This window comes from Salinicola sp. MIT1003, assembly GCF_001858555.1.
Lineage (GTDB): Bacteria > Pseudomonadota > Gammaproteobacteria > Pseudomonadales > Halomonadaceae > Salinicola > Salinicola salarius.
In genome coordinates this window covers 230,718-242,859 of record NZ_MCAP01000033.1, presented here as the reverse complement: position 1 = coordinate 242,859, position 12,142 = coordinate 230,718, and the positions used below count along the sequence as shown (strand labels likewise).

Genomic DNA, 12,142 nt, shown 5'->3' with positions numbered 1-12,142 from the left:
TGCCACTTGAACACCCCCTCACGCCAGGCATAGACGATGCCCACCGACAGGATGGCGAGAAACATGCCCATCTCCATGATGGCCTTCATGCCCGTCTCGACGAAGACCACCGCCCACGGGTACATGAACATCATCTCCATCTCGAAGGCGATGAGCAGCAGTGTCATGGGGTAATAGCGAACGTGGTAGCGGCTCCAGGCGTGGCTGTCGGGCGTCCCCCCACCCAGAAACGGCACCCGCTGAGACCAGTTGGGTCGAGGCTGGTGACGCATGGGCAGCCACTGCAACAGCAGCCCGGCCCCCAGTACCAAAATCAGAATGATGAGAAGAGCGAACAGCTCCATGCGAATCCCTCGCGTCGCTGATTCAAACGAACCTTGGCCAGAGACAATGACCGCAGGTTTCAGTCCCTTCGCTGATAACCAGCCCTTTATCAAAGGGCAGGCAGCTCCCCTGAACGCAAGCTGAATGAATGTCTCTATTTAGCCCCCCGGTTAAAGTAGGTTAATAGAAGCCGGATTGCCAGGCCCTAAATCGCTCCAGCAACCCGGCACTCTGCGTTTGGCATTATTAATAAATAATAGGCGCCGGTTTAAAGAGGCGGCGCCAGTGATCTGCACAACTTACACAAGAGAGATTAGTAATCTAAAATTCGCCATTTCTTCGTTTACTGGGCTAAGCCGAACTCCAGGAAGTTAGGGTGAGTGGCGTAATAGATGAGAGAGGATAAAGCTGGCGCCCCACGATGATATCGCGTACAACGCATTCAGGATCTGTTCAGGAAAATCAGCTATTCTGAAAGGTAAAGCTCCGAAAGCTAAAGCAAACCCCTGCAAATATGAAAATTTTACTGATTGAAGATGACGAACTACTGGCGGAAAGCCTAGCCGAACTTCTCGATGACGCTGGATACCGCACCGACATCGCCCTCACCATGAGAACGGCGATGGCTCTATCAGCTACGGAGGTGTATGCGCTGGTGATTCTCGATCTCGGCCTACCTGATGGTGCCGGATTGAATCTTCTCGCTAATTGGAGGCAGGCGCAATGGTCGGTGCCAATACTGATTTTGACTGCTAGAGATAGCTGGGTCGATAAAGTGGAAGGTCTTCGCATAGGCGCCGATGATTATATGACCAAACCTTATCATGAGGAGGAACTGCTAGCCCGACTACAAGCGCTATTACGAAGGCAAGCAAATACCTTCTCCTCATTATTGGAGGTCAACGACATTCGTCTCGATGAGGCACGCCAACAGTTCAGTTTGATGCACCAAGAATGGCAGACTTTGACCTCTACCGAATTCCGGTTATTACGCTATTTGATGCGCAACCCCGACCGCATCCACTCCAAGAGGCATTTGCTAGATCAACTTTATGCTCTTGAGCAAGACGCTGCCGAGCCCAATCTAGTCGAGGTCTATATCGGTAGATTACGCTCTCGGCTTGGTCGCGAACGAATTGTAACCCGCCGCGGCCAGGGGTACATGCTTGTTACGGCCTAATTCGCGAAGTCTGCGACTACGTTTACTCGGGGGGTTAGGCGTAGCAGCCCTGATAGTGGTGGGCAGCACCTGGATACTACACGGACTTCTATTAGACCGATTGGCACATAACTTTCTCGCTGATCGCTTGAAGCAGGAATCTGCGTTGGTCATTGGTCGTCTGCGCATCGACGGCCTGAAGGCATTGTCGTTGCCCCCCGATGCCAATCCCGCCGAAACTTTTCACCACTTCTATCAATTGCATATGAATGGACGCGTTTTCAGTACCCACGATGCGCTCAAGTCATTACCGATTGAAGAGTCGGGTGAAGGCGCCGAATTAATAAACTGGCGTAATCATCGCTTGCTCCTATGGCGGACTCGATTCTTTCTCGGCGGCGAATCGGCCACACTGATTGTGGGAGAGGATTTCACCGGTATCGAACAGGGGTTGACACGGCTGCACTGGTGGATCGGCGCAGTGGCAGTGGCATTACTGCTGTTGCTGATATTACTTAACCTATTTGCGGTTAACCGTGCCCTGCGTCCTTTCAGTCAGTTGTCGCGACAACTCATCGAGCTTCAACGCGGCGAGCGCCGTCGCCTTCAAATCAAGACCGTCTCCGAGTTAGAAGCGCCAATAGCCCAGCTAAACACGCTTCTCGATGAGCATGAACGGCGTCAGCAACGCTCGCGAGAGTCACTTGCCAACCTCTCTCATGCTATCAGAACCCCGCTCACCGCGGTCATGCAGGCTCTGCGTTCGAAACGGGCCATGGATGAGAAACGCCGCATGCGTATGCTCGAACGGCTCAATGATATCGACGAAAAACTGGAAAGTGAGCTACGACAGTCACGTATCGTCGGTCAATCTACTGGCCAGCAACACACGGGGATGAAAGAGATCACCTCCATGCTGGAAATGTTTCAAACTCTATATCCCAATCGATTTTTTATTCTCGATGACACCTCTATCACCGACTTTAGGATGCCGCTGGAGCGTCAAGACGGGATGGAATTGCTGGGCATCGTGCTCGATAACGCGGGAAAGTGGGCGCGACAGAGAGTCGAGCTGACTTTGCTCGCCGCGCCATGCCGCCTGCGAATAGAGGATGACGGACCGGGGGTGCCCAACGACATGCTTGGGCAGCTCGGCCAGCGAGGTATGAGGCTCGATGAACAGTATCGAGGGCACGGTCTCGGGCTCTCCATTTTAGCGCAGCTAGCCGCGCGCTACGCCGGCCACGTGACCTATGACCGATCCAGACTGGGCGGACTGAGGGTCGAGATAACTTTTGTCCCTCGCGGAACACCCTGAAAATATCTCCTCTCAGTAGCATTTTCCTTTCAGCGTTATTTCAGATTACCGGCGTCTACTGGCGATAGGAATTCAACAGCCCTCAGGATATCTGCCATGCCACGTAGGACCATCACACTGCTGTTATCCGCAACACTCACACTGAGTGCTCAGTTCGCAAACGCCGCGCTGCCCGATAAAGCCATACTTTATAAAAGCCCTTCCTGCGGCTGTTGTGCAGCTTATGGGGAATATTTGGAGGAGCGTGGCGTTGAAGTCGAGGTAATAGAAACAACGAGTCTCAGTGATACCAAAGCGCGTCTCGGAGTTCCACATGGACTCGGAAGCTGCCATACCCTCGAGATGGGCGGCTACATTGTCGAGGGCCATGTACCCGGCGTGGCGCTCAGCCGGCTCTTCACCGAACGTCCGGACGTGAAAGGTATATCGCTGCCCGGCATGCCCGCTGGGACTCCAGGTATGCCCGGCGATCAGGTTCAGGCACTGACCGTGCATCAATTCGGCAATGATGAAACCCAACTGTTCATGACATTGCCGACATCGGCCGGGTGATACTTCCGACCGCAGCATCTGGCCCTTTCCTATTTCGTCTTCCTCGGGCAATCGGACAAACGTGTCGCCCTCTCATTTCAGTGGAGCTTTTATGAAATTCTTGTTTTTGCTTTTCACCTTTGCTGCCGTCACCACCTCTGCAATGGCCGACACCGGCCACGACCAGGGGAAAACAATTGGCTCCGAACCTGATCGAACGATCGATATCCAGGCTGGGAGCATGTGGTTTGATGCCGATGAACTGCAGATCGCGCCAGGCACGACGGTACGTTTTCGTGTCGAAAACGTTTCCATGATTCCTCACGAATTTGCTATCGGCAGCAGCCGTATGCAGCAGATGCACCGTGACATGATGCAGCAGGGTGGTGATCACCACGGTGCTACCGACAGCAATGACATGGCGGACAATCATCACGACGGCATGATGAACCAAGACGAGATGAGCCGTCAGAGTGCTGCCATCACGATAGCGCCGGGCGAGACCGAGACATTGACTTGGACCGCGCCCCAGCAAGGCGACGCCATTGAATACGCTTGCTTCTTGCCAGGCCACTACGAAGCCGGGATGAAAGGGACGGTCACGTTAAATTCGAATTCTTGAGCCTTGGCCACGCGTCACAAGCACTTCAGGCACGTCACTAGAACTCCAGGAAAGAAACTCATGAAACATCGTTCGATCGATAACGATCGCCGCCGTCTTCTGGTCGCGTTAGCCGGAACCGGTGCGCTGGCAGGGCTGGAGTCACTGTTACCAAGCTATGCGCGGGGGGAAACGCTTTCCCCCCGGAGCGGAATCGCGGCGCAGGTCGCAGGCGGCCCGCCCCACCCAGTTTCGCTGGATTTCGACGTACGTCGCGAACGGGTCGCCATCGCCGGAGGCCACGGCAGCGGCATCACCATCAATCGCTCGATCCCCGCGCCGCTCATCGAACTGTGGGAGGGACAAGGAGCGCGTCTGCGCGTTCACAACCACCTCGATCAGGATACCTCTATTCACTGGCACGGTTTGATGCTGCCGTTTGAAATGGACGGTGTACCAGGCGTTTCCTTTCCCGGCATCGCCCCAGGCGAAAGTTTTGAAGCCGCATTTCCCGTGCGCCAGAGTGGGACTTATTGGTATCACAGTCACTCCGGTATGCAGGAGCAGATCGGTCTGACCGGGCCGCTTGTCGTTCATCCCGCAACACCCCATCGGATACAGGCCGATCGCGAATACGTGATCATGCTCAACGACTGGACTTTTGAAGATCCGCATCGGGTAATGGCACGACTGAAAAGTCAGAGCGACTATTACAACTATAATGAACGCACGGCAGGCGATTTCTTCGACGCCGTCGAGAAGGATGGCTGGATGTCGACGCTTCGTGACCGGCTCGCATGGAATAACATGCGCATGAGCCCCAACGACATCGCCGATGTGACCGGCTCCACCTACACCTACCTGATGAATGGACGCCATCCAGCGACGGGGTGGGAAGGACTATTCAAGCCCGGGGAACGCGTACGCCTGCGTGTCATCAATGCCTCGGCCATGACCTACTTCAACTTTCGCATTCCCGGCCTGCCAATGACGGTAGTCGGTGCCGACGGTCAGGAAGTAGAGCCGGTAGAGACCGACGAGTTTCAGATTGGCGTGGCGGAAACTCTCGACGTCATTGTCGAACCCCAAGCCAGCATCGCCTATACGCTGATGGCGGAGTCGATGGATCGCAGCGGCTACGCTCTGGGTACTTTGGCGCCTCGCGCCGGAATGCGCGCGGCGATACCGGCGTTGAGAGAATCACCCCAGCGCACGATGGTGGATATGGGCATGGACATGACGCACGGGGCCATGGGCGGCATGTCCGCCGATGCCATGACCGATATGGACCACGGCAAGGAAGAGTCCGGTGCCATGGGCGGCATGCACAATGGCATCACGTCGGGCATGAGCCACGGCGATGGCCACGGTGGCATGGGTGGCATGGGTGGCATGTCGGGCATGAATCACAGCGCTATGTCGAGTATGAACCAAAACAGCGGACGCGCGGCCATGGCCGGGATGGCGGGCATGGGTGCAGGCGATCCCGGGCCGGTCGTGGCGCGCCATGAGCCCGGCGGTCATGGGCCCGGCAACTTCAACGTCGCCGAGGTGCAACGCGACCGCCTCGGTGAGCCAGGTACCGGGCTAGAGGCTGTCGACCATCGTGTACTCACTTACACGCAGCTGCGCAACGTCAAACCAATGCGCGACCGGCGTGTGCCGTCGCGGAATATCGAGCTACACCTGACCGGCAATATGGATCGCTACATGTGGTCGTTCGACGGCCTGACATACTCCGAATCCACGCCGATCGACATCGTGCTGGGTGAGCGCATTCGTCTGATCCTGGTCAATGACACCATGATGGAACACCCCATCCACTTGCATGGCATGTTCATGGAACTGGAAAATGGCCAGGGAGATTATCTCCCATTCAAGCACACCCTCAGCGTACTACCCGCCTCACGTGCTTCGCTGTTGTTCACTGCCGATGAACCAGGACGCTGGGCGTTCCACTGCCATCTGCTATACCACATGGATGCCGGGATGTTCCGGGTGGTACGGGTAGCCCCGGCGGAGGCATTCGATAATGTTTAACAACAAACTCATTCACTGTGGTGCATTTTTGATTGCAGCTCTCTGGTTGCCCTCCGTCGCTTTCGGCGACCATCACGGTCGTGCCAATGTAGACGATGTCGTTCCCGAAGAGCCCTTGAATGCTCGTAGCGGCTCTCCCACCGAATGGAACGAACCGGTACATGACGACGCGATATTCAGCCAAATACTGGTCGACCGATTCGAATACCGAGATAGCAACGGCGCGCCCAATGCCTGGCTGTGGGACGCCCAGGGCTGGATCGGTAACGATATCAACCGATTCTGGTGGAAAAGCGAGGGAGAGGGACCGATCAACGGTGGAAGCCCCGAGAGTAGTGATCTACAGCTACTCTATAGCCGCCTAGTCTCACCTTTCTGGAACTTGCAGGCCGGCGTACGCCAGAGCTTCAACCCTGATCCCGACCGACGCTTCGCGGTCGTGGGCTTCCAGGGTTTGGTGCCGCTGCTGCTGGAAACCGATACTGCGCTATACCTCAGTGACGAAGGTGATGTCAGTGCAAGCGCCGAGTTCGAATACGAGATGCTACTCACTCAGCGATTGATCCTGCAACCACGACTGGAGCTCTCAGCATCGTTCCAGGATGTTCCCGAGTACGACATTGAGCGCGGTTTTAACAGTAGTGAGATCGGTCTTCGTCTGCGCTACGACCTGATGAGGGAGCTAAGCCCATACGTGGGGGTTAGCTACGAACGTAATTACGATGATGATGAGTCAACAACTGCCTTGGTAATGGGTCTGCGCGCCTGGTACTAAAAGTCCAAGTTTTACATTAAGGGAGGATCACGATGTCATCTTTTCCATGGAGGGATACACCTGCTTACTACGGTCGAATCAGCCGCTGGCTACACTGGGGTATTGGCGCTCTGTTGCTATGGCAACTGGGCGGTATGACGGCCAAGGTATTATGGGGGCACCCGCAATGGATACAGGCTTGGCTTTCGACTCATCGGCCACTAGGAACGCTACTGATGGGGCTGATTATGGCTCGAGCGCTTTGGGCTCTACTCAGCCTACCCCACCGCCCAACTCATACCGGTGGACTGGCGCGTACAGCCGTAATGTCTCATCTGCTGCTCTATCTGCTTATGCTGGGAATACCGGCTCTCGGGCTCTACATGACATGGCTCGGCGGCCAGCCATTCACGCCATTTGGCATACCTCTATTCGATGGCAGAAGCCCCGAAAACGGTCGCATGATGATAGCTCGCCAGTGGCATGTCTGGCTTGGTTGGACCCTGCTGACGCTGATTGTTGTTCATGCTGGCATGGCACTTCTTTGGCACGGGCTAATACGGCGTGACGGGATTCTTGCCCGCATGGCTGGCCGCCGACAAGGCTAAACTTCATCATCTAGGCTGAAAATAGGCTGTACGACATGAATCCGATGGCTTTCATTCAACGGCGCGTCAGTTCCGACCCACGTCATCGATCACCAAGAGATATCTTATGAGTCCAGAAAAAACCAGGAGTGGCATCGACACCAACCAACAAAACCATATTTTATCGAAGGTTAATGAGTGAGCATTGTAGCTCTTTCTTCGGACGTAAGACCAAGGCATTATTGGAGCATAAAGATACCAAAATAGAAGAGGCTTCCTTACGCAGAACAGATCCAGCAAGCTTACTCTTATCCTTGCTCATCGTACTCATGGTCCTATTTATGAACACCTAGGATGCACCCAAGTATTCAAGGCAACCCAAATAGACAAATGTAAATTCAAGCATGCAATAGTTGCAAAAGCAATACTTAGCCCTTATCGAAAACCAGATAACGATACTGATGATTTATGGACGCCAATTCGCATACCGATGGCAATAACGAGCCTGCTTACTCAATTAAGTCTTTTGAGCTCAACAGGCAGCAGCTAGGAATTTAAGCACTAAAGGTAGTACACATGATACCACACTGGCCTACGGCTCTTTCCTGGCTTTCTGTTGCACTAGGTATTTTGTGCGTTATCTATATCATCATGGTCGTGCGAAGGAACCCACGCAACATCAGCCTCATGAATCATATCTGGCAAACCTTCTCGTTTTTAGGCCATTTATTAACCATTGTTCTCTACCGAAAAAATGACCCTTTAGCAGCGCGAAAAGCTCCTCTAAGGACAGCAGCAGATAACGACAAACCTTCATATTATCGTTATACCTCCTTCCCTCTCAAGGTGGCAAAAGGGACCTTGCAATGTGGCAGTAGCTGCGTGCTCGGCAATATAGCTGCCATAGCCTTGATATCACTTTTTCCATCGATTTCCATTTGGCTAGGCTGGCAAACACTATTTGATAAGGAAATATTTTCAGTATGGATATTGAGTTATTTCTTAGCTTTTTTGCTAGCGATATCATTTCAATACCTCACTATCCAAAAGACGCGTAACTCTTCATTTGGCAATGGTATCATCCAAGCGATAAAAGTTGACTTTTTGCCCCTAACCTTTTGGCAAGTGGGGGTGTATGGATTCATGGCCTTCGCCCATTTCTACCTCTTTCCTTCAGTCTTGGGCCATCCGTTGCGCATTAATACAATTGAATTTTGGTTTATGATACAAGTTGCCATGGCTTTTGGTTTTATCATCTCATATCCGGTCAACTGGTGGCTAATAAAGCTCGAAATCAAAGGAGAAATGTAGCCTCCGCATAACAATATCATTTAATCATCAAGCAATAATGGAGTGAAGAATCAGATAATGATTCAGCTTTTTTTCAGGCTCATCACACACACTTGTACTGCACCAATCATTTAGGAGTATATCATGAAAAGCAGAATCAAAGTGTTGATCCTAGCAATTGCGGTAGCCGCTACCGCTCCGGTTTTTGCTGCACCGGGACACGAAGAAGCCGAAGGCAAAATACTCAAAGAGGGCGTCTCATCTTCTCAGCAACTAGGAGGTAGCCCAGTCCGCTATCAGATCCCCGTCGCCAGAACAGGAAAACTGTATTTGAGCAGTGAACACCTTGCGAGCGAATCAAATCGAACGATGGCCATAGAAGCCTCTTTGTACTCGCCTTCTGGCCAACTTCTTGCTAAAGATTCTGACAGCAAAGGGCACTTCACACTCAATGAAAGTGTGGACCCCGGAACCTATTACTTAGATATAAAAGGATCGTCTCTTGGTAGCGTTAACGATTCTGACAATCGTTACAACATCCACATGGGCGTCAAATAGAGACTAAAAAGTCAAAGGCACTTTTCGCCAAGCCCAAAAGGGCTTGGCATTAAAAATGCCCGACCTCCATTATTATAAAAAAACAGCCTGCTCTTAGCGAAAACAACATAAATTCTTTATGATACAGCACCGGCTTTTCCAAACAGACATGTGGGGCAACCATTATATTTGAAATAACCAGCTATCTCGGCCTTTTTTTTACGGCTTTGGGGGCAGCGACACTACTGCCAATGCAATCAGAGGTAGTGCTTATGGCCATGTTGTTTTCAAATAAATACCTCATCCCACTTTTGCTACTGGTCGCAACATTAGGAAACGTGCTTGGCTCCGCTATCAATTGGTACATAGGTCGCCACATAGACCAGTACAGCCATAGACGATGGTTCCCATGTAAAAAGGAAAAACTTGATAAGACTCGGGCTATCTATCTACGCCATGGACGATGGGTTCTTGTGCTAAGTTGGATGCCAATCGTTGGTGATCCTTTAACTATAATAGCGGGCTTCATGCGTGAACCTCTTTGGAGTTTCCTTTTGATCGTCACATTTGCCAAAGGTCTGCGCTACCTCGTAATCGCAGCTATTGCAACAACGTGACCCCTCCGAAGAGGGGCTGGGTTGAGGTCAATGTGAGCGTCAAGCGACCAACTGACGGGCCAGCTCCATTTCGACCGACTCGCCATCGTTGTTGAGCGCATCGAGCCCGGACTCGGGGATGTCCCCGGACGTGCTCTGCGCCACGGCGATCTTGCTGGCCATCAGTCGCAGACAGGCGATCTGTGAGGTCTCGGCGTAGCCGAAGAACACCACACGCACCGCCCGGTGCTGACCGATACGCCACGAGCGCCGAGCCGCTTGCTGCAGCGTGTATACGTTCCAACCGGTCTGCATGAACGCGATCGTCGGAAAGTCGAGAAGATCCAAGCCGGTCTTTACCAGTTCCGGGTTGGTGATCAGTACATCGACCCCCTTCTCGACCTGATCCGCGATCCAGTCCTCGCGCCGACTGGTATCGACACTCGAGCGCAGCACGGCCACCTTCAGCCCTGCCTGCTCGAGAACACGCTTCAGGCGACTCGTCGTATCGCGCTTGCCGGTGTAGGTGGAATAGACCAGCACCTTGCGGCCCTGGGCTTTCTCCGACCGACATAGCTCGACCAGCTCGTCCTCCTTGGGCATCGTCGACGTCTCGTCAAAGATCGACTTCGCGAAGCTGATCAGCTCCCGCGAGCGCGGGTGCTTGACCGCCTCCGGCCGAAAACAACAGTCAGGCCACGCCAGCAGCACGTTGAGCACCACACCCAGCAGGGTGGTGTCCTTGCGTGCCAGCGCCTCTTTCAACGCCTGTGTCAGCTCTCCAGAGAGCCTCTCATAGACGCTGGCCTGGCCGGACGACATCGGGACTTCCACGAACTCCTCGTCATACGGTGGCAGTACATCCCCACCGATGTCCTTGAGCTTGAGAAAGACGGTGAAGGGCAACACGTAGCGCAGTATGCCCTTGGGGCCGAAGCCTGGTGCTTTCACCGTGCGCACCGAGGTTTTCCGCCCCTTCGCCGTCTTGTGTCCAGCGCCCTCGCGCTCCGAGTAGATGTCTTTGAGAACACCGTGCTCGCGCATGAAGGCCATGGACGCCGCTCCCAGAGAATTGCGCTGGGGACGGTAGCCGTCTTCGATCATCACCGGCGTCAGGATCCGGAAGAGCAGGTAGAACAGATCGTCCGCGTAGCCGCCCATCAGCGTGCCGGTCAGCAAAAGCGTCTTGCGTGCCTTCGCTGCCAGAACTCCCATGGCCTGGCCCTGGGCCGATCCTGCGTTCTTGTACTCATGCCCCTCGTCGACGATCAGCAGGTCGAAGAACTGATCGGGCAGGTAGCGCTTCACGAATTCGCTCGGCTGGAAACCGCCCTCACCGAAACCGAACTCGATGTTGGCCATGGCCCGCTCCATTCTCGTCGCCTGTCGATCGTTGAACACCAGGTCGCCGTTCTCGTCCATCAGGTTGATGAACTCGTGCACGTTGTCGGCCAGCATCGACGAGAGAAACCCCTCGCCGAACTGGTCGATCAGTTTCTCCGATGTCACCTTGCCGATCGTCGGAATGCGCTGCAGCGCCTTGAGCACCGAACGACGGCGGGCATCCCCTCCGGGCTGCCGCTGTCGTATGAGTGTCCAGAGCTGGCCACCGCATCCCGCACACGACTGCTGACGCTCGGTCTGCTGAAACAACTCGAACCGGACCGGTTCATTGTCGTTGTCGAGGATCATGCGACCGCAGTCCGGACACGCCGCAAGGCGTCCGGAGACGGTGCGCTTCGGGGTGGTCACCGGTACCCAGTGGAACCCCATCCGCATACGGACACGACCCAGCACGAAGAACTCCGGCCGGCCATCGTCTGACTGCCCCAGCTGCTCGCGCAGCTTGAGCAATTTGGCCAGCGTATCCGGCCCGTTGAGTACCCATACCCGAGCTTCGGGCACCGTCTCGAGGATCTCGCGCCGCCACTTGTAGACTAGGTGCGGCGGAGACACGATCAACGATCGACGATAGCCCTCGTTCGCCATCACGGCGGCGACGGCGATCGCCATCATCGTCTTGCCGGTCCCCATCTCGGCGTTGATCACGCCGGCGCGCTCGTTCTGATCCAGCAGCAGCGCGCAAATCGCGTGAACGACATCCGCCTGTGCCGGGAACGGCTGGCGTGCCAGCGCGTTCATCACCGCCTGTCGGGGTGGATTGCCCCGACCGTCGTAGACCGGGGGATGGGTGTGGTTGAGCGTATCCAGAAGCCCGTCACCGAACTCGTCGATGAAATCGTTGAGCGCGATGATGTTGTCCGGTGCTGTGCATGGCATGTTCATGTCCATCTCCAATGAAAACGGACAGAACACGCCCCTACGGGCGGTGGTCTGCCCGTAGGGGTTGGCTCGCCCCGTGGGGCGAGCATGGTTGGTTATGCCGTCTCGGCGTCCGAGTCGGT

General features: G+C 54.5%; 12 protein-coding genes. 10 read left to right on the top strand and 2 right to left on the bottom strand.

The window, feature by feature from the left end; all coding sequences use genetic code 11:
* Positions 1-344: NADH-quinone oxidoreductase subunit A (locus BC443_RS13085; RefSeq protein WP_071232272.1), on the bottom strand; the 344-nt coding region annotated here is incomplete at its 3' end.
* A 494-nt stretch (positions 345-838) separates the two neighbouring features.
* Here BC443_RS13085 and BC443_RS13080 point away from each other — a divergent pair.
* The 10 genes from BC443_RS13080 to BC443_RS18310 all read left to right on the top strand — a co-directional run bounded on the left by BC443_RS13080 (position 839) and on the right by BC443_RS18310 (position 9,758).
* Positions 839-1,504: a response regulator transcription factor gene (locus BC443_RS13080; protein WP_071232271.1), complete on the top strand. Its 666-nt coding sequence runs from the start codon at positions 839-841 to the stop codon at positions 1,502-1,504.
* Between the two features lie 145 nt (positions 1,505-1,649).
* A complete protein-coding gene (locus BC443_RS13075; RefSeq protein ID WP_083387392.1) occupies positions 1,650-2,801 on the top strand; it encodes an ATP-binding protein in 1,152 nt (383 codons plus the stop codon).
* 96 nt (positions 2,802-2,897) lie between these two features.
* Entirely contained in the window at positions 2,898-3,353 is a 456-nt protein-coding gene (locus tag BC443_RS18315; protein ID WP_075563544.1) for a DUF411 domain-containing protein, read from the top strand.
* A gap of 91 nt (positions 3,354-3,444) precedes the next feature.
* Positions 3,445-3,954 (top strand): plastocyanin/azurin family copper-binding protein, encoded by a 510-nt coding sequence (locus tag BC443_RS13065; RefSeq protein ID WP_071232268.1) that lies wholly within the window; start codon positions 3,445-3,447, stop codon positions 3,952-3,954.
* Positions 3,955-4,014: 60 nt separating this feature from the next.
* Entirely contained in the window at positions 4,015-5,973 is a 1,959-nt protein-coding gene (locus BC443_RS13060; protein ID WP_071232267.1) for a copper resistance system multicopper oxidase, read from the top strand.
* Positions 5,966-6,748, top strand: a complete 783-nt coding sequence (locus tag BC443_RS13055; RefSeq protein ID WP_071232266.1) for a copper resistance protein B — start codon at positions 5,966-5,968, stop codon at positions 6,746-6,748. Before BC443_RS13060 ends, BC443_RS13055 begins: the two co-directional genes overlap by 8 nt.
* A gap of 32 nt (positions 6,749-6,780) precedes the next feature.
* On the top strand, positions 6,781-7,335 hold the full coding sequence (locus tag BC443_RS13050) for a cytochrome b/b6 domain-containing protein (protein ID WP_071232265.1): 555 nt from the start codon (positions 6,781-6,783) through the stop codon (positions 7,333-7,335).
* Between the two features lie 555 nt (positions 7,336-7,890).
* Entirely contained in the window at positions 7,891-8,625 is a 735-nt protein-coding gene (locus BC443_RS13045) for a DUF4396 domain-containing protein (protein ID WP_071232264.1), read from the top strand.
* 123 nt (positions 8,626-8,748) lie between these two features.
* Positions 8,749-9,162, top strand: a complete 414-nt coding sequence (locus tag BC443_RS18640) for a hypothetical protein (RefSeq protein ID WP_139284317.1) — start codon at positions 8,749-8,751, stop codon at positions 9,160-9,162.
* Positions 9,163-9,392: 230 nt separating this feature from the next.
* Positions 9,393-9,758, top strand: coding sequence for a YqaA family protein (locus BC443_RS18310; protein ID WP_210403268.1), 366 nt, complete (start codon positions 9,393-9,395; stop codon positions 9,756-9,758).
* Positions 9,759-9,797: 39 nt separating this feature from the next.
* Here the strand turns inward: BC443_RS18310 and BC443_RS13040 are convergent, their stop codons facing one another.
* Entirely contained in the window at positions 9,798-12,029 is a 2,232-nt protein-coding gene (locus BC443_RS13040; protein WP_139284316.1) for a DEAD/DEAH box helicase, read from the bottom strand.
* Between the last annotated feature and the right edge of the window lie 113 nt (positions 12,030-12,142).

Coding starts and splice junctions, on each gene's coding strand:
- BC443_RS13050 (WP_071232265.1), top strand. CDS start 6,781: ATGTCATCTTTTCCATGGAGGGATACACCTGCTTACTACGGTCGAATC.
- BC443_RS18310 (WP_210403268.1), top strand. CDS start 9,393: ATGCAATCAGAGGTAGTGCTTATGGCCATGTTGTTTTCAAATAAATAC.
- BC443_RS13040 (WP_139284316.1), bottom strand. CDS start 12,029: ATGGACATGAACATGCCATGCACAGCACCGGACAACATCATCGCGCTC.
- BC443_RS13080 (WP_071232271.1), top strand. CDS start 839: ATGAAAATTTTACTGATTGAAGATGACGAACTACTGGCGGAAAGCCTA.
- BC443_RS13060 (WP_071232267.1), top strand. CDS start 4,015: ATGAAACATCGTTCGATCGATAACGATCGCCGCCGTCTTCTGGTCGCG.
- BC443_RS18315 (WP_075563544.1), top strand. CDS start 2,898: ATGCCACGTAGGACCATCACACTGCTGTTATCCGCAACACTCACACTG.
- BC443_RS13055 (WP_071232266.1), top strand. CDS start 5,966: ATGTTTAACAACAAACTCATTCACTGTGGTGCATTTTTGATTGCAGCT.
- BC443_RS18640 (WP_139284317.1), top strand. CDS start 8,749: ATGAAAAGCAGAATCAAAGTGTTGATCCTAGCAATTGCGGTAGCCGCT.
- BC443_RS13045 (WP_071232264.1), top strand. CDS start 7,891: ATGATACCACACTGGCCTACGGCTCTTTCCTGGCTTTCTGTTGCACTA.
- BC443_RS13065 (WP_071232268.1), top strand. CDS start 3,445: ATGAAATTCTTGTTTTTGCTTTTCACCTTTGCTGCCGTCACCACCTCT.